General features: G+C 43.3%; 17 protein-coding genes. 11 read left to right on the forward strand and 6 right to left on the reverse strand.

Annotation, left to right across the window (positions count from 1 at the left end):
* The first annotated feature begins 27 nt into the window (after nt 1–27).
* From BLV90_RS12020 to BLV90_RS12040, 5 genes are all read left to right on the forward strand, one after another.
* Complete coding sequence (locus BLV90_RS12020) at nt 28–432, forward strand: hypothetical protein (RefSeq protein WP_091741267.1); 405 nt, start codon at nt 28–30, stop codon at nt 430–432.
* Nucleotides 433–536: 104 nt separating this feature from the next.
* Entirely contained in the window at nt 537–1,079 is a 543-nt protein-coding gene (locus tag BLV90_RS12025) for a GNAT family N-acetyltransferase (protein WP_091741270.1), read from the forward strand.
* Nucleotides 1,080–1,219: 140 nt separating this feature from the next.
* A complete protein-coding gene (locus tag BLV90_RS12030) occupies nt 1,220–2,824 on the forward strand; it encodes a peptide ABC transporter substrate-binding protein (protein ID WP_091741273.1) in 1,605 nt (534 codons plus the stop codon).
* A 334-nt stretch (nt 2,825–3,158) separates the two neighbouring features.
* Nucleotides 3,159–4,172, forward strand: coding sequence for an NADP-dependent oxidoreductase (locus tag BLV90_RS12035; protein ID WP_091741276.1), 1,014 nt, complete (start codon nt 3,159–3,161; stop codon nt 4,170–4,172).
* A 101-nt stretch (nt 4,173–4,273) separates the two neighbouring features.
* Nucleotides 4,274–4,681, forward strand: a complete 408-nt coding sequence (locus tag BLV90_RS12040; protein ID WP_091741279.1) for a VOC family protein — start codon at nt 4,274–4,276, stop codon at nt 4,679–4,681.
* An 82-nt stretch (nt 4,682–4,763) separates the two neighbouring features.
* Here BLV90_RS12040 and BLV90_RS12045 read toward each other — a convergent pair whose 3' ends face one another.
* A complete protein-coding gene (locus BLV90_RS12045; RefSeq protein ID WP_091741282.1) occupies nt 4,764–5,372 on the reverse strand; it encodes a DedA family protein in 609 nt (202 codons plus the stop codon).
* A gap of 193 nt (nt 5,373–5,565) precedes the next feature.
* Nucleotides 5,566–7,395: a translational GTPase TypA gene (gene typA / locus BLV90_RS12050; RefSeq protein WP_091741285.1), complete on the reverse strand. Its 1,830-nt coding sequence runs from the start codon at nt 7,393–7,395 to the stop codon at nt 5,566–5,568.
* A 512-nt stretch (nt 7,396–7,907) separates the two neighbouring features.
* Here typA and BLV90_RS12055 point away from each other — a divergent pair.
* The 4 genes from BLV90_RS12055 (at nt 7,908) to BLV90_RS12070 (ending at nt 11,863) form a co-directional block, all read left to right on the forward strand.
* Nucleotides 7,908–8,981 (forward strand): thermonuclease family protein, encoded by a 1,074-nt coding sequence (locus tag BLV90_RS12055; RefSeq protein WP_091741288.1) that lies wholly within the window; start codon nt 7,908–7,910, stop codon nt 8,979–8,981.
* A 324-nt stretch (nt 8,982–9,305) separates the two neighbouring features.
* Nucleotides 9,306–9,989, forward strand: a complete 684-nt coding sequence (locus tag BLV90_RS12060) for a thermonuclease family protein (protein WP_245726349.1) — start codon at nt 9,306–9,308, stop codon at nt 9,987–9,989.
* Between the two features lie 184 nt (nt 9,990–10,173).
* Nucleotides 10,174–11,166, forward strand: coding sequence for a lipoate--protein ligase (gene lplA, locus BLV90_RS12065; protein WP_091741291.1), 993 nt, complete (start codon nt 10,174–10,176; stop codon nt 11,164–11,166).
* 169 nt (nt 11,167–11,335) lie between these two features.
* Nucleotides 11,336–11,863: a cysteine hydrolase family protein gene (locus tag BLV90_RS12070; RefSeq protein ID WP_091741294.1), complete on the forward strand. Its 528-nt coding sequence runs from the start codon at nt 11,336–11,338 to the stop codon at nt 11,861–11,863.
* A 179-nt stretch (nt 11,864–12,042) separates the two neighbouring features.
* On the opposite strand, the gene BLV90_RS12075 is transcribed toward BLV90_RS12070, so the two are convergent.
* Nucleotides 12,043–12,480 (reverse strand): peptidylprolyl isomerase, encoded by a 438-nt coding sequence (locus BLV90_RS12075; RefSeq protein WP_091741297.1) that lies wholly within the window; start codon nt 12,478–12,480, stop codon nt 12,043–12,045.
* A 190-nt stretch (nt 12,481–12,670) separates the two neighbouring features.
* Between BLV90_RS12075 and BLV90_RS12080 the strand changes: the two genes are divergently transcribed.
* A complete protein-coding gene (locus tag BLV90_RS12080; RefSeq protein ID WP_177168039.1) occupies nt 12,671–13,420 on the forward strand; it encodes a polysaccharide deacetylase family protein in 750 nt (249 codons plus the stop codon).
* 52 nt (nt 13,421–13,472) lie between these two features.
* Here BLV90_RS12080 and BLV90_RS12085 read toward each other — a convergent pair whose 3' ends face one another.
* On the reverse strand, nt 13,473–14,021 hold the full coding sequence (locus BLV90_RS12085) for a GNAT family N-acetyltransferase (RefSeq protein ID WP_091741303.1): 549 nt from the start codon (nt 14,019–14,021) through the stop codon (nt 13,473–13,475).
* A 323-nt stretch (nt 14,022–14,344) separates the two neighbouring features.
* A complete protein-coding gene (locus BLV90_RS12090; RefSeq protein WP_143035053.1) occupies nt 14,345–14,932 on the reverse strand; it encodes an ANTAR domain-containing response regulator in 588 nt (195 codons plus the stop codon).
* 372 nt (nt 14,933–15,304) lie between these two features.
* Between BLV90_RS12090 and BLV90_RS12095 the strand changes: the two genes are divergently transcribed.
* Complete coding sequence (locus BLV90_RS12095; protein WP_091741308.1) at nt 15,305–16,057, forward strand: sirohydrochlorin chelatase; 753 nt, start codon at nt 15,305–15,307, stop codon at nt 16,055–16,057.
* A gap of 32 nt (nt 16,058–16,089) precedes the next feature.
* On the opposite strand, the gene BLV90_RS12100 is transcribed toward BLV90_RS12095, so the two are convergent.
* Nucleotides 16,090–16,545: a protease complex subunit PrcB family protein gene (locus BLV90_RS12100; RefSeq protein ID WP_091741311.1), complete on the reverse strand. Its 456-nt coding sequence runs from the start codon at nt 16,543–16,545 to the stop codon at nt 16,090–16,092.
* Nucleotides 16,546–16,925 lie beyond the last annotated feature (380 nt).

Consider the following 16,925-nt stretch of genomic DNA (forward strand, 5'->3'; position numbering starts at 1 on the left):
AGAGAAAAATGAAAGAGGGTCATGTCAATGGTCAGAAGGATTGTTTCCATTTCTCTTTCTTCCTTTGGTGCTGGTTTGCTCGTTCAGTTTATCTTAAGTGGTCTCTATGCATCTTCCCTACTGGGTGATATGAAACTCTCTTTCTTCTTATTGATTACGTTGTATGTTGTTTCCGAGAGGTTGTTAATGGGGGCGCTTCTATTTTTTGCGGTTGCTGTACCCGTGGGAAGTGTAGTGCTAAAATGGTTAAGACAAAAAGAACCTTTTGCCTATCCAGCAGTTACTCTTCTTCTTGCACTACTCATTACTGGATTTATGGGGAGATGGACGGATGGGTTTGATTGGCGATTACTCATCTTTCTAATGCCTGCGGCTTTCTTTTTCGGTGGATTGTGGTGGAATAAGATCGAGGGGGAACAGATACCGGCGTGATCTCGATTTGTTACCTTTCCCTCTGCTGGATTTTTGAACAGAAGCATATATCCTTCATTGTAGCGTCTTTTTGTATTTTGACTAATAGAAAGGATGCTTGCTAATTGCAATCTATCTCGCAGTTTCACTCCCGCCGATATTCTCCTGAGAATGATGCTGAAAAAGCGGAGGAATTTCACCTTGCCCTGATGAGACACCATTATCGATTATGGTCCGAACTCAAGGGGGAGAAGTATGATCCGGCCTACTGGGATCGTATACTCATTGAAGAAAAGGAAGGGGCTAGGTGGAGAGAGGAACTTGGTGATCGTGCAGAGGACGAAAATGCTTATATACAGGTTTATACCGCTCCGGGGTCGGATGTACCGATAGGAATTCTCTTCCTCGATATTCGAAGAGATCATCTTACCTTTCGGAACGAAGGATATATCAATGAAATCTATCTTTCTCCAGAATATCAGGGCCAGGGCCTCTCCCGTCAAATCCTAATGGATGGAGAAGCTTGGTTCGCAGAGAAAGGGATCTCATCACGTCAAGTCTTTGTTACAGCCAATAACCTAGCAGCGGTCCGTCTTTATGAACGGTTAGGTTATCAAGTGATTGACTATCGAATGGCTAAAAAAGCAGATACGGATAGCCGTGAGTGAAACTCCTCCTCAACCATGAGATGGTTAGGAGGTCTTTTTTAATTGGGGAAGATTTATTAATAGGGAGGGTTGAGAGATTAAAAACAGAAAATTAATAGGATGAAAAAAATTAAAAAAGTTGCTAATGAAGGAGGAAAACGATGATTTCACCTGTGAAATGGCTAGCTACGATTCTCGTCTGTATCTTAGCCCTTACTGCCTGTACAAGTGGAGAGAAGGAAGCTACAAGCACATCCTCGATTACTCTGAATGCACAAACAGAACCTCCCTCCCTCGATCCTGCATTGGCTATAGACACCACATCGGGCTGGATTCTCGATCATCTTTTTGAAGGGTTGTATAAAAAAGATGCCCGTGGTCGAGTAGTAAAGGGTGTTGCTGAAAAAGTGAAGGTTGCTAAGGATGGTAAAACATATATATTTTCTTTGAAAAAGAATGCGCGCTGGTCGGATGGTAGTCCCTTGAAAGCAAAGGATTTTGAGTATGCTTGGAAGCGGGTTCTCAGCCCGAAGACAGCTAGTCAATTTGCCATATACCTCTATTATTTAAAAGGGGGAGAAGCTTATAACAAGGGGAAAGGTACAGCGGAGGATGTGGGGGTGAAGGCGACGGGTGCACACACTCTAAAGGTAACATTAGAAAATCCAGTGGCCTACTTCCCTGAGTTACTTACTTTCTGGGTCACTTATCCCGTGAAGGAGAAAGTTGTTAACCAGCATCCAAAAAATTGGTTTGCAAGTGCCCAGACACTAGTTAGTAACGGTGCTTATCAATTGAAAGAGTGGAAACATAATGAGCGGGTGATAGCAACGAAGAACCCCTATTATGAAGCGAAAAAGGGTATCGCCATGGAGCGGATACGCTGGGAAATGGTAGATGACTCAAAGACGGCGTATCAGATGTTTAAAACGAAGAAATTAGATGTCGTTACGGATTTACCTGCTGATTTGTTAGTGAAGGAGAAGAGGAGCGAAGAGTATAAGTCCACCCCCTATTTTGGCACCTATATGTACATGCTAAATGTAAAAAAGAAACCCTTTACGAATGTAAAAATCCGCAAGGCGTTTAATTTAGCAATCGATCGAGAATCCCTTGTGAAGCATGTGACCAGAGGAGGGCAAAAACCAGCCATGGCATTTGTTCCCTATGGCTTCAAGACACCTACTAAGGGTGATTTTCGCCAAGAGGAGCGCTCTTATCTACAGGAAGATGTAAAGAAGGCACGGCAACTGTTGAAAGAGGGGATGAAGGAAGAGGGATGGAGTAAGCTTCCGCCTATCGAAATTACCTACAATACCGACGAAAATCACAAAGCGATTGCAGAAGCAGTGCAAGGGATGGTGAAAAAGAACCTTGGTGTGGATGTGAAGTTGACCAATCAGGAATGGAAAGTATACTTAAATACCCTTTCCCAAAAAGATTATCAGATGGCTCGTATGGGCTGGACTGGGGTTATCGTCGATCCAGTGGTCTTTCTCGATTACTATTTGGGAGATTCTCCGAATAACCAGACAGGCTGGGTAAATAAAAAATATGATCATTTGATGATGCAAGCGAAACAGGAGCAGAATGAAGAAAACCGATTGAAACTGTTGCATCAGGCAGAGGGTATTTTAATGAAGGATCTACCCTTTATTCCCATCTATTACTATTCGCAAAATGGGCTAGTCCAATCGGATTGGGAAAACATCGTTTTTCGCACAAATCGTAATCCCGATGTTCGCTGGGCTACTCAGAAGAAGTAACTGGTTAGACTATATATCAAAGAGATAAAGCGCAAAGACGTGTAGAGATACGAATAGAGTCATCCTTTGATAAGTAGAGAGTTTTTCATCTAATAAGGTAGATCCCCCTAGAGGGATCTACCTTATTAGATGATTGTAACGGATTGAAATGATACATAGGGGCAAGGTAGAAGATAAGTTGATCAATTTGGCTGGTTGAAATCCTGGGATACGAAATCAACCTATCGATGGATCAAATTGATAAGCATTTCAGGCTCATCTTTGGTATACTATTAATTAGGGTGCGTATATTTCTGGTACCGAAATAAAATGTGATAAATCGGAGTGATCAACTATGTCTACGATTAACCGTCAAATCTATTTCATGGAACGCCCTCATGGGACACCCAATGAGAATACCTTTGAATTGCGTTCATCGGATATACCTAAACCAGGTCCTGGGGAGGTTCTCCTACGGACGGTGTATTTGTCAGTAGATCCCTATATGCGTGGGAGAATGAGTGACCGTAAATCCTATGTCGCACCCTTTGAGCTTAATGAGGTATTAAGCGGAGGTGTTGTCGGCCAGGTAGAGATTTCAAATGATGATCGTTTTCAAGCAGGGGATCTGGTCGTAGGTTTGCTTGGCTGGCAGGATTATTCGGTAGTGAAGGCAGATCAACTAAACAAAATCGATGCCAATTTAGCATCTCCCTCTGCCTATCTCGGTGCACTTGGTATGCCAGGGTTGACTGCTTACTTTGGCTTGCTAGATATTGGGCAACCACAAGCAGGTGAAACCGTTGTCGTATCGGGTGCAGCGGGTGCAGTAGGTACAATTGTTGGTCAGATTGCTAAAATAAAAGGCGCTCGCGTTGTTGGGATCGCCGGTTCGGGGGAAAAGGTTCGTTATTTGAAGGAGGAGTTAGGCTTTGACGCCGTCATTAATTATAAAACGGAAAACGTACAAAAGGCGTTAGAAGAAGCTTGTCCTAATGGTGTAGACGTCTATTTTGATAACGTGGGCGGCGAAATTTCGGATGCGGTTGCTACGCTTTTCAATAAATATGCTCGCGTTCCCCTCTGTGGTCAGATCTCGTTGTATAATCTAAAAAACCCAGAGCATGGGCCACGTGTACAGACAAGTCTACTGATCAATAGTGCGTTGATGAAAGGGTTTATCGTCAGTGATTACCAGTCTCGTTTCCCAGAAGGTGTAAAACAACTGGGTGAGTGGGTAGCCCAAGGGAAAATTGTATTCCAAGAGAATATTGTTGAAGGGCTTGAAAATACTCCACAGGCGTTCCTTGGTTTATTTAAAGGGGAAAACCTGGGTAAACAATTAGTAAAAGTATCGGATGTCCAATAATTTATTGCCATGCAAGAAAGCCTCCGCTTCCAAGCGGAGGCTTTCTTGTGTACAATAGGTCAAGTTCAGGTCAGGATATAGAAGGGAGAAGAAGCACTCCTATGCTTAACAAATTAGCTCATGTATGTATTGTGGTAAGAGACTATGATGAAGCGATCCAATGGTATACAGAGAAGCTGGGACTGGAACTACGAAGCGATAATCCCTTCGGTAATGGATATCGTTGGGTCACATTAGGTACCGGGGGAAATTCATCCCATCAGGATACTGAGATTGTTTTTTATCAACCAGGGCCCAGGGAAGAAGATAGTCGAATGGCACGATTAGGACAGATATCGAAGTGGGTTTTTGGGACGGATGATTGTCGTGGAGATGTGGAATTATTACGTTCACGGGGGGTAAAGATCGTGGATGGTCCATCTGATCTTCCCTGGGGAGTTCAAGCAATGTTTGAGGACCTCTATGGCAATACCTTTGTGATGGTAGAAGGAAAAGAGATGCAGGGATGATAAAAAACTTTCCGAGGGATGCTCGGAAAGTTTTTTAAATAGCGCAGGCTTTTTGTTATGCAGGACGCTTTCCTTGTAGAGACTAGGTGGTTTTCCGACGTCTGATATACCAGATAATGAACACAACGAGTAAAATAGCAAACCCAACATAGACAATCTCGGAATAAATGCTGATATATTCCACAATTTTAGTCCAGGATTTCCCGAGCATAGCCCCAGCACCAACGAGTATGATGTTCCAGAGGGCGGTACCCAAGATCGTGAAGAATAAAAACAGCGAAAAGTTCATATTAGACATCCCAGCAGGGATAGAGATCATACTCCGAACGATGGGAATCATCCTCCCAAAAAATACGGTCCATTTGCCATAGCGATCAAACCAGGCATTTGCGCGGTGAATATCCTTTTTTTGAATCCGAAGAACAGATCCCCAGCGATCAACCAACTTTTCGAGACGAGTAACATCTAAGAGAAGGCCGATGCCATAGAGGATAATCGCACCTAATACCGATCCAGCTGTAGAGGTTACGATTACTCCAGTAAGGGTAAGGTTGCTTTTTATTGTCATAAAACCACCAAAGGGGAGAACGAGCTCTGAGGGAATGGGAGGAAACACATTTTCGAGCACCATGATAAAAAAGATCCCTAGATACCCATATTCCTCAATCAAACTTGTAATCCATTGTTCCATAGGTTCACCTCTATCAGAGATCTAAGGTAGATTAAATTATACTAAATTTTAGAGAGGCTGTCTTACGATAGAGAGTTAAAAGGATGGCTAATACGTGAAAATGGAGGAGTGAAAGCAAAAAAGACCAGGTAGTCATCTCCTCCATCAGAGGGGACAAGAATACCTGGTCTTACTTTTATTACTTAACCTACTTTTATTGTTTGACTTTGCCACCGTATTTCTGATACTTACGCCGTTCATTTTTAGGCAAAATCCGTTTGCGTATCCGGAAATCCTTCGGCGTTACTTCTAGGAGTTCGTCATCGGATAGATACTCAAGGGCATCATCCAAGGAAAGGTTACGGGGGGGCTCTAGGCGAAGGGCATCATCAGAACCGGAGGCGCGGAAGTTGGTCAGTTGTTTCTTTTTGCAGACGTTTACATCCAGGTCCCCTTCCCGAATATGCTGACCAATAACCATGCCTTCATAGACATCCGTATTAGTTGGAATGAACAGGGTGCCCCGTTCTTGGGCTGCATGGAGACCGTAACTGGAAGCGTTGCCTGGTTCCCAAGCGACAAGTGATCCATGGTCCCGTGTCTGGATTTCGCCTGCATGGGGTTGGAAGCCAGCGAAGAGGGTGTTGATTAACCCTTCCCCACGCGTGGCGGTCATAAATTGTTGACGGAAACCGATCAATCCACGGGTCGGTACGAGATAGGTATAGCGAATGCTACCATCGTCCCGTATTTGCATATCGGTCATTTGTCCTTTACGTTGCCCAAGGAGTTCTACAACAGCCCCTTGGTAATCTGCAGACACTTCAGCCTCTACCGTTTCGATTGGCTCATGCCAGGTATCATCGATCTTTTTCAAGATAACCTCTGGTTTGGAAACCTCGAATTCATACCCCTCTCGACGCATGTTTTCGATCAAGATTCCAAGGTGCAACTCACCACGTCCTGCGACGAGGAAAGTGTCAGGGGACTCGGTCTCATTTACTTTAAGAGCTACGTCACGCTCCGATTCAATAAAGAGGCGTTCTCTTAATTTACGAGAAGTGACGAAGTCACCTTCACGACCTGCAAAAGGACTTGTGTTTACACCGAAGGTGATTCGAAGAGTCGGCTCCTCTACCTTGATTGGAGGCAGTGGACGAGGATCATCAGGATCAGTGATCGTGTCACCGATTCCAACGTTACCAAGGCCTGTCAAAGCGATGATATCCCCAGCCGTTGCTGTTTCTATTTCTACACGGCCAAGTCCTTGATGGGTAAAAACTTGCGCCACTTTTAGCGGTTTCTGACTACCGTCAGAGAGGATATGAAGAACGTTCTGGTTCTTTTGGATCGTACCACTGTTTAGGCGGCCGATAACAATCTTTCCTTTATAATCGTCGTACCCCATCAGGGTGGCCTGCATCTGTGTAGGAGCATCAGGCTCTACCGTTGGGGAAGGAATTGTTTTTAGAACTTCTTCAAAGAGAGACTCCATGTTATCCTGCATCTCTGCTGGATCAAGGCCGGATTGTCCAGTGAGCGCATTGGTATAGATCACGGGGAAATCGGCCTGTTCTTCATTGGCTCCAAGGTCGACGAAGAGGTCAAAGGTCGTATCAACGACATAGTCAGGACGAGCGTTCGGACGGTCGATTTTGTTAACGACTACAATCGCTCTATGTCCCCGTTCTAAGGCTTGCCGCAAAACGAACTTGGTCTGGGGCATAGGGCCTTCAACGGAGTCAACCAAAAGAAGAACCCCATCCACCATGTTCATCACCCGTTCCACTTCGCCTCCGAAGTCGGCGTGACCAGGAGTGTCGATGATGTTCATCTTGACGCCTTTGTAGGTGATGGAAGTGTTTTTAGAGAGAATGGTGATGCCGCGTTCCCGTTCCAAGTCGTTCGAGTCCATCACTCGTTCAGCGACTTGTTGGTTCTCGCGAAAGATGTGAGCTTGTTTTAACATCGCGTCCACAAGGGTCGTTTTCCCATGGTCAACGTGGGCGATGATCGCAATGTTGCGGATATCTTGAGGATTCATGTGACCGGGCGCAGTTTGCGCCCCTGGCCTCCTTCACGCTGTAAATGTTCATAAAAAAAGCAACCGGCTGTTTACAAAGCCGGGTAACCAACGGTTTGCCGAAAAGATACTTCCAAAAGGAAATTATACCACAGTAGGATAGAGAAAGCCATATGGTCTTCGTGGGTAGGTGAGGACTGAGGTATCTGTAAATCAAGGATACGTTCCTAGATATAGCGAATTCTTATTGTGCCCCCTGAAGCGAACCCTTAAATTCCGACATAAACGTTTTTTGCGGCCTAAGGAGCTTGACCTACCCGACTCCTCCGAAAATGATCATTAAGGAATTGGATAAATAGGTAACTAAGTATTTCTGGCTAACCGCCGGTTTTCTTTGCACCAGAATTATCTTTTTCATTTTTATATTAAATAATATCATTTATATTTTATTATATTAATAATATGTTAGTTATATAATCAGGGTAATAGTATAATTGCAGTGACTGCTATAAATACTTAGGGAGGCCAAAGATATGCGTACTCGTTGGTGGATGAATGGAGCCGGGTTGGTTTTACTCTGTACCGTGATCTTATTTTTTGTTCCCAATGATGTAGAGGCAGCGACTTATAAGTCGACGATTAAATCAGTCGTCGATGGAGACACAGTTCATTTGAATGAAGCAGTGCTTGGGAGTACCACGGTTCGTTTACTCTCTATCGATGCTCCAGAGACCAATTATCTAGGGAAAAGTCAAGGGAAGTACGGGGAAGACGCGAAGGCGGAGATGAAAAAACTCCTTCCTGAAGGCACTTCAGTAACCGTGGAAACCGACAAAACAGAAAAAGATCAGTATGGCCGCCTTTTGGCGTATATTCATACAGATAAGCTAGATGTGAACCAGGAGATGGTACGCCTCGGTCTTGCAGTCACCTATTATATCTGGCCCAATATGAGTCATTTTACTGACTATCAGTCAGCTCTCCTAGAAGCTCAAAAATCAGGTTCTGGTATATGGAATCCAAAGGATCCGTTAACAGAACTACCCTTCGAATTTCGTTTACGGGTAGGAAATCGCGAACCCGATAAATATGTGGGTAACTATGAGACGAAAAAATACGTTGGTCCTGCGGATTATAATAAGGTACCTGTCGAACAGCGGGTATTTTTCCTTACCGAATCAGAGGCAAAGGAAGCTGGGTATACGAGTGGTGATGGCGGTGGTGGAACACCGCAGGGAAAAGTGCTTATCAATGAAGTGCTTCCGTATCCAGGGTCTGGTAAGGAGTTTGTAGAGCTTTATAACTCAGGAAATGAAGCAGTGGATCTTGGTGGTTATATCCTCGATGATACGGTGAAGAGCGGTTCTTCTCCATACACCATTCCAAAGGGTACAAAGCTACCAGCGAAAGGATACTTTGTCTGGGAACCTTCTTCCTACTTTAATAATGGTGGCGATGATGTAACGTTACAAACCGCTGATGGGTCGGTAGTCGATTCCTATCACTATACGGCTGCAACCAAAAATTCATCCTGGGCTAGGGTGCCAGATGGTGGAGAGTGGAAAACATCTCCTAGTACACCAACTAAGGGCACTCAGAATAAGTAACATATTTATGTGCTATCTATAATGAGAAAGGAATATTTGTTGTATGCCAAGTCAGAGGCTATGTAGCTCTGGCTTTATTTTTGTTGAATACCTAGTAAATTACATTTTATACCAAAATAATAAAAATACGGCATCATAGAATTTATTTCATTCTTCACCTCAATTGTAGGTGAAGGATTTTTTAATATTTCCTAAATTATTCATGAATTTTAGATATGTAAGTGTTTACATCATCAGCAAATATGTTGTAAGGTAGTTATGGGTATTTTTAAAAAAATGAAATAAAAAGGGTATGCCAGGAAATAATTAAGGGAGGTTTTACAGATGCGTATTCGTATGGGAATGAATGGTTTGGGACTAGCTGTTTTGAGTATGACCCTGATGTTTTCTTTGCCGAGTCATACAGAGGCGGCTACTTACAAGTCGTCAATTCAGTCGGTAGTAGATGGGGACACGGTTCATCTAAATAAAGAAGTACTTGGGAGTACCAAGGTCCGTTTATTATCCATCGATGCTCCGGAGACCAATTATCAAGGGAAAAGTCAAGGGAAGTATGGAGAAGAAGCAAAGAAAGAGCTAAAAAAACTTTTACCTGAAGGTACTTCAGTAACGGTAGAGACAGATAAAACAGAAAAAGATCAGTATGGACGTATTTTGGCTCATATTAATACTGATAAACTAGATGTGAATGAAGAAATGGTACGGCGTGGTTTAGCAGTAACCTATTATATCGCGCCTAATATGGGTGACTTTACGGAATACCGTTCTGCGCTTCTCGAAGCGAAAAAAGACGGTTCTGGTATGTGGAAATCAGAAAACCCAGAAATGCCTTTTGAATTCCGTTTGCGAGTAGGAGATCGTGAACCCGATAAATATGTAGGTGACTATAAGACAAAAAAGTATGTCGACCCTGCTGATTATAAAAAGGTTCCGATTGAACAGCGTGTATTTTTCCTTACAAAATCAGATGCGGAAAAAGCAGGATATGCTAGTGTAAATGGGGATTGAGGAGCGCCTCACGGGAAGATGCTCATCAATGAGTGCTATGCTTGAATCAAGCCAGGGCTATAAGTAGCCGCTGGCTTTTTTGTTTAGGGATGTTTCCATTTCAATTTGTCACACGTAAAATTGCTTTCGGTCCGTTTACTTGTCTACAATAAGAAGGTAGTTACTGATGAGGAGGGGACCACCCTTGTTATTTATTGATAATGAGAAAAACTATGATCCCAGAGTTAATCTGGCGATTGAGGAATATATCCTAAAGCATCTTGATATAGATGAAGATTATCTGTTGTTTTACATCAATGAACCCTCGATCATAATTGGGCGCAACCAAAATACGGTGGAGGAAATCCATGTGGAGTATTGCCAAACAAAGGGGATTCATGTGGTGCGTCGTCTTTCTGGTGGAGGAGCGGTCTATCATGACCGGGGGAATTTGAACTTTAGTTTTATCACGAAGGATGATGGGGAGAGTTTTCTCAACTTCCGCAAATTCACTCAACCTGTAGTAAAAGCTCTCCACCGTTTGGGGATAGCAGCGGAGTTAACCGGTCGGAATGATCTGCAGATTGGAGAGAAGAAAATCTCAGGGAACGCTCAGTTTTCTACGAAGGGACGAATGTTTAGTCATGGTACGCTGATGTTTGATGTGGATCTCGATGCGGTAACTGATGCCCTAAAGGTGAAAAAGGAGAAGTTCCAATCAAAGAGTACCAAGTCTGTGCGGAGCAGAGTGGCGAATATCAAAGAATATATAAATAGAAAAATGACAATTGAGGAGTTTCGAGAGACGCTTCTCCACTATATCTTTGAAGAGCATGAGGAGATCCCCCAGTATCAGTTGACCAAGGAAGATTGGGGAAAAATAGAGCAAATCTCTGCTCAGCGATACCAGAACTGGGATTGGAACTTTGGCCACTCGCCTAAATTTAATGTGGAGCATTCCCGGCGGTTTGAGGGTGTAGGAAGTGTTGATATCCGTCTCCAGGTGGAAAAGGGCGTGATTCGGCAATGTGTGATCTTTGGTGATTTTTTTGGCATTCGTGAGGTTCAGGAAATGGAACGCATGCTAATAGGTCGTCGTTATGATCGTAAGGACCTATTGAGTGTTATGGCTGATGTGAAAATTGAGGAGTACTTTGGCAATTTAACGAAGGAGCAGTTTATTGATTTGATATATTAAAATATTCGTCTATTAAATCAACTCCCTCTGATATTTTGTGGGAGTTGATTTTTTATGGGGGAAGATAGGCTGAATTTGATCGCTTTGAAGGAAGGGAGATGGTAGGTCGAGAATAGTGCACATAATTACATGGTGAGGATCGCTTTAATATCTAAAAGGAGCTGATGATATGAATGAACGGAATGCATTGGTGTTGATTGATATCCAGAGGGAGTATGTAACAGAGGGGAGACCGTTTTATATTCGATCGATTGGGCCCTCGCTGGAAAATGCGAAGACGATGTTGGAGAAAGCGCGTACAGAGGGATGGATGGTTGTGCACGTGCGACATTTGCAGGAGGGGGAGATTTTTAACGCTGATTCTGAGTTTAGCGATTTTGTGCAAGGTTTTGAACCGCGTATAGGGGAAAGAGAAATAACAAAGTACAAGTTTTCTTGTTTTTCATCGGAGGAGTTTTCAGAGATGATGGATCGATTGAAGGAATATCGAATTCATATTGTGGGCTATGGATCAACGATGTGTTGTCTATCTACTATTGTAGAGGGTTATCATCGGGGTCATCAGATGATTTTTATACATGATGCTTCTAATGCGAAGGAGATGGATAAGTTTAGTGAGGAGTCACATCATGCTCATGCGACGGAAATTATGGCTACCTTTGCTGATGTTGCCACCACACAGGAGATTTCGGTATAGGTAAAAACCGTTTATTAAGACTATGGTGATTCATCATATCCGACCTCCTTCAATGGCGAGAACTCGGTCAATGTCTATTGATAAGGGGTTCTGATCCACCTGTGGATTTTCCATAAAAAAGACTAGGGATTGCAATCCAAGCAATCCTAGGCTTTTTTATATTACCAATATCGCTTTACTTAATCTTCCCAGACACGTACGTTGTTCATACGGTCGCCAGCTTTCATGTTCTGTGCAGCTTCCACACCCTTTGTTACTTTGCCAAATACTGTATGAACGCCATTAAGATGGGGTTGTGCATCGTGAACGATAAAGAATTGACTGGAACCTGTATCTTTGCCAGCATGGGCCATAGATAGGGAGCCAGGCTCATGTTTGTGAGGGTTGTCTGCTGTTTCGCACTTGATGGTATATCCAGCACCGCCCGTGCCGTTGCCGATGGGGCAACCGCCTTGGCTGACGAAGCCAGGGATCACGCGATGAAAAGAGAGACCGTTATAAAAACCTTCATTGGCTAGTTTTTTAAAGTTTTCCACGGTGCTAGGTGCTGCTTCGGGGTAAAACTCTAAATCAAGTACTTCACCGTTTTCTAATTCAATGGTACCTTTGGTGGCCATGGTGTACTACCTCCTTGGAATCTGATCCTTAATTATCTTACCATAATGGATATGTGGGTGCAGGTGTGCTGATTAATCGTTAATGTCATTAAGATAGGTTGGGATCAAGAAAGTTTGAATATGACTTAATATGCCCAAACATGAATAATGTAAGAGAATACACTTTTTTCAACCTATAGGGGTGAAGATGATGTGGTGGTATCCTCCTGGATACTGGTTACCCTTTCCGTATCTTCCACCAGCTCCTTCGCAGTATCATACCTACTTCCAGCAACGTGAAGCGCAGATCCTGTATAATTGGCAACGTCTTGATCTTCAACCTGTATTTTTTAATGGCCCAAGGGATCAGAAGCAGGTCGCCTTAACCTTTGACGATGGCCCGGATGATCGCTATACCCCTCGTATTCTAGATACACTAGCAAGAGAGAGTGCGCAAGCAACTTTTTTTGTACTGGGGCAGCAAGTGGTTAAGTACCCAGCTGAATTACAACGAATCAACCGTGAAGGCCATATTTTAGGGGTACATGGGTATACGCACAAAGACTTCCGCTCGATGTCGGCCACAACGATTCAAAAGGAACTCAACCAAACTACCGTGAAGATTATGCAGTTAACTGGGGTCACTCCCCGATACGTGAGAACCCCTTATGGTGGAATTAATCAAACTATTCTTCGGTTGTTGACAAGTACACATCGATTGTTAGTTTTATGGGATGTAGATAGTAGGGATTGGGCCGGAATTTCCAAACAACAGATCTTGTCAAATATCTTCAAAAAAGTCCAGTCTGGTAGTATTATTCTTATGCACTCTTTAGCCGGGAGAGGGGGACTGAACAATACTGTAGCAGTTCTTCCTACAGTCATTAAGGAACTACGCGTTCGCGGATACAGTATCGTCCCATTAAGTGAACTATTGCATCAAGCTGCGTATATTCAATGACCCCAGAATAAAGGAACCCCGCGGTTAAATCCGGGGGTTCCTTGGGTTGAAGTTAGTGGGTGACAGGTTCTTTCAGTTCTAATACTTCTTCTGGATTAGCCCGAATTTTTCCGTAGTGAAGCATGGAACGGAAATTATGAACTTCATCGCAGGCTGTAGCCATTTTCTCCATTACTTCTTCCTGGGTAAGGGGAGTCGGGCTCCAATAATAAATATCTAACTCAAGAGCTTCACCGTCTTCAGTTTCTAGATTGTAATGGATCTGATCCGCTAGTTGAAACCCATTCTTTTCATAAAATCGAATACGCTTTTCCGAATCAGGAACGGAAGAGGTAGGGGGTTCTACTTCAAGAATGATCGCCTTCCCCGTATCTTTTAGCTTATCAAGGACCTGAGTACCGACACCTTTCCCTCGTGTTTTTCCACTTACGAGGAGGTAGTCTACAAAGATAAATGTGTCAAACTCACTGTAGAGGAGTAGATAGTCCTCATTTTCTGCTTTGTAATACGTATCTTGATTGTTTAACAAGTCACGAAGGTGAGCATACTTTTTTAATTCTTCTTCTGGAAAGTAATTTTTAAGGCGAGTGTAAAAATCCACGGATTGTCCTCCCGGTTTGTTTTGTCCCAGATGGAAATACTCTGGGGAGGTGGCAATAACTTAATGGTATCATACATCTGGAGATTTACAGAAAAAATACAGGGAATACTTGTTATTTTATAAGAAATTAGTCCTTGACAAAATGAAAAAGAGGATATAAATGGGTTATTTTTGTTTGATAAAATGGAACCGTTATAAAAGTATCATTTGCATCCAGATTCCCTTGTATACTGTAATCGGCAACGAAAAAATAACCCAGTAGATTTCTACTAGGTTAACAACCTTCTCCTTCATTCTATACGCTTATATAACCAGCGAACCATTTAACCGCGAATGTGTTCAGCTTCCCTTGGTTTCTCCAACATCTTATGAAATTGGACAAGGGAAGCGGCAACTTCTGGAAGCCTTCGTCGTTCGTCCATCGCTTGCTTGCGTAAAAAAGTGTAGGCCTCCTGTTCTGTAATGTTACGTTCCTCACGGAGAATTGACTTAGCTCGATCTACCCAGCGTCGTTCTTCTAACTGATAGGCAAGCTTATCATTATCCTTTTGGAGGAGGATTCGGTGACGATGGTTTCTTAGGGAGTTATTAAGGGTGAGGCGAACAGATTCCGAAGGCATATTAGGAAATAAAAGGCCATCAAAATGATGGGTTTCTTCAGGTGAAATATCTGGCGAAGCACCTTCCCAATACCAGAGCAGAGGAAAGTGTAAAAGAATTTTCATTTGTTCCTTACTTAGGGAAGTGGATGGGAAGAGAGACTGGATAATGATGGCATCCACGTCAGGTGACAGGCCTGAAAGGTTGTCAATTGAACCATGTTGAACTTGGCAATCAGCACTGGTAAGTATTTGCTTGCAATCATCTTTTGAAAGGTTGTCGTCTTTCGAGGATAACAGCAGGGTAAGCACCACAAAAACCCCCCCCTGTAGCGTAGTTCTTATGGGTTTTATCTTATAATAAAACCGCTTGTTTGTAAAGATAGTTTACATGAAAAAGATCTCCGGTGGATAATGCGGCTTTTATGTTAGATAATATGACGTATACTTGACATTGCAAACTCAGCAGATGGTGTAGAATGAGAGAGGATATGTAAGAGGTACTACATCTTATGGGTCATGTAACGAATTCGGGTATAGATAGTCTTGTGAGTGTGGATGTTACGCATTGATTGGGGTGCCCAGTCTGAGGCAAGGAATTCTTGGGACTAATGAGATCTTACCTTTGCAAGATGTTTTAGATGTAGAGTAGAAGTAATGTTTTCGTAAAAAGAGGTGACGCATATGGCCCGTATGAAAAAGAATGGCGTACTGGTAATCGCTCATGGTTCCCGAAGCGCTGAATGGAATCGTCTTGTGGATGAAGCGGTCGCACGAGTGAAGACGGATCTTCCTATCGCGATTGGCTATTTGGAATTGGTTCCTGGTCGCCTCATTCCAGATGGGGTGAAGGAATTAGAGAGTCAGGGAGTTGAACGGATTTTAGCGATTCCCCTTTTTGTTAGTTCGGGAAGTACCCATTTGGAAGAGATTTGGTATTCCTTGGGTGTGATTGAGTCGCCTCGATTACCTACTAACCTTGATCGAATAAAGGTAACAGCGGAGGTGATTCCAAGTCAGGGAATGGATGCACATCCTCGGATCATTGAAATTATCGAAGAACGAGTGGCAATGCTCGCTGAAGAACCGAAGGAGGAGTCCATTCTGCTGGTCGCCCATGGAAGTGAAAAGGCTGGATTTCGCGAGCGATGGGAGCGGGGTTTGGCAGAACTTGCAGCTGCACTCGTTGAACGCTTTAAGTTTTCGAGTATCGACTATGCGATGCTACGTACGAAGGATGTAAGGCCGAAGGCGCAGGCGCTTGCTATGCGTGGTCGCTTACTTGTGGTACCGATTTTTTTAAGTAATGGTTATTTTACAGAGGTTGTTGTACCAAAGGAATTGGAGGGAATTCCTCATGAATACCGAGGAGAAGCATTTCTTCCCCATTCATCTATTACGAGTTGGTTAGAAGAGATGATCGATCCGGATGTATAAAAAACCCGCCAGATGGCGGGTTTTAGGTTACATTAATGGGCGGACCAGTAAAAGTTGAGGTCTTGCTCTCCTTCTATCGAGAGGACAGTGATTGGATTGGTGATGGGGAAATTAATAATTTGACCATCAGCAGGAGGCGTTTCATGGGTGGTAATGTAGATATCAGAACCCCACTGTGTAAATTGTTCTATATCGAATGTATAACCAGAGGAAGGACGAGGACCGAAGGAGAGAATCACATAGGTTCTGCCGTCTGCTTTGATGGATGAGAGACCTTTTTCCTGCTTAGCGAGAAGGACATCGATCTCCTCTTGAACGCTTAAAGGCAGATCATATCGAGACGATTCTTCTTGATAGTTTGTAGCCTTTTTAACCTGATGATTACTTGGTGCTGGTACTTTCTCCGTGGCGGCAAAGGCACCTGTTTGAAATCCCAAAGCGATGACAGAAGCCGTTAAAAAGGTGAATCCCATCCGTAGGACTTTCATTGCGATCCCCTCCAATAACTGTTATCGGAGGTAATTGTATCCGCATCCGGCGTCTCCGTCTATACAAATGGAATAAGATGTAAAATTAAAATAACTCCGAATAATTGGTTAAATTATGTTTATTTTCCATATAAGATGAAGTCTATTGGTAATGTAGAGAAACCCTTGGCAACGCTCATTTTATGAGAAAAATCTGTCTCATCACGTTGGCCATGTGGTGTGATGATGTGCCCTGTAAACAGGTGGCTTGGCACGTTAAAACGGCTTGTCCTCCACAAATCTACAACCATCAAATGCTTCTAAATCCATTTTAAACAACCTGAGCCCGGTGGATTACCGAGCTCAGGTTGTTTAAAATGCCGCATTGTGGCGATTGAGGT

It is taken from the genome of Marininema mesophilum (assembly GCF_900106775.1).
GTDB lineage: Bacteria > Bacillota > Bacilli > Thermoactinomycetales > DSM-45169 > Marininema > Marininema mesophilum.

Coding starts and splice junctions, on each gene's coding strand:
- BLV90_RS12100 (WP_091741311.1), bottom strand. CDS start 16,545: ATGAAAGTCCTACGGATGGGATTCACCTTTTTAACGGCTTCTGTCATC.
- BLV90_RS12070 (WP_091741294.1), top strand. CDS start 11,336: ATGAATGAACGGAATGCATTGGTGTTGATTGATATCCAGAGGGAGTAT.
- BLV90_RS12035 (WP_091741276.1), top strand. CDS start 3,159: ATGTCTACGATTAACCGTCAAATCTATTTCATGGAACGCCCTCATGGG.
- BLV90_RS12030 (WP_091741273.1), top strand. CDS start 1,220: ATGATTTCACCTGTGAAATGGCTAGCTACGATTCTCGTCTGTATCTTA.
- BLV90_RS12075 (WP_091741297.1), bottom strand. CDS start 12,480: ATGGCCACCAAAGGTACCATTGAATTAGAAAACGGTGAAGTACTTGAT.
- BLV90_RS12020 (WP_091741267.1), top strand. CDS start 28: ATGGTCAGAAGGATTGTTTCCATTTCTCTTTCTTCCTTTGGTGCTGGT.
- BLV90_RS12080 (WP_177168039.1), top strand. CDS start 12,671: ATGTGGTGGTATCCTCCTGGATACTGGTTACCCTTTCCGTATCTTCCA.
- BLV90_RS12045 (WP_091741282.1), bottom strand. CDS start 5,372: ATGGAACAATGGATTACAAGTTTGATTGAGGAATATGGGTATCTAGGG.
- BLV90_RS12060 (WP_245726349.1), top strand. CDS start 9,306: ATGCGTATTCGTATGGGAATGAATGGTTTGGGACTAGCTGTTTTGAGT.
- BLV90_RS12040 (WP_091741279.1), top strand. CDS start 4,274: ATGCTTAACAAATTAGCTCATGTATGTATTGTGGTAAGAGACTATGAT.
- typA (WP_091741285.1), bottom strand. CDS start 7,395: ATGAATCCTCAAGATATCCGCAACATTGCGATCATCGCCCACGTTGAC.
- BLV90_RS12095 (WP_091741308.1), top strand. CDS start 15,305: ATGGCCCGTATGAAAAAGAATGGCGTACTGGTAATCGCTCATGGTTCC.
- BLV90_RS12055 (WP_091741288.1), top strand. CDS start 7,908: ATGCGTACTCGTTGGTGGATGAATGGAGCCGGGTTGGTTTTACTCTGT.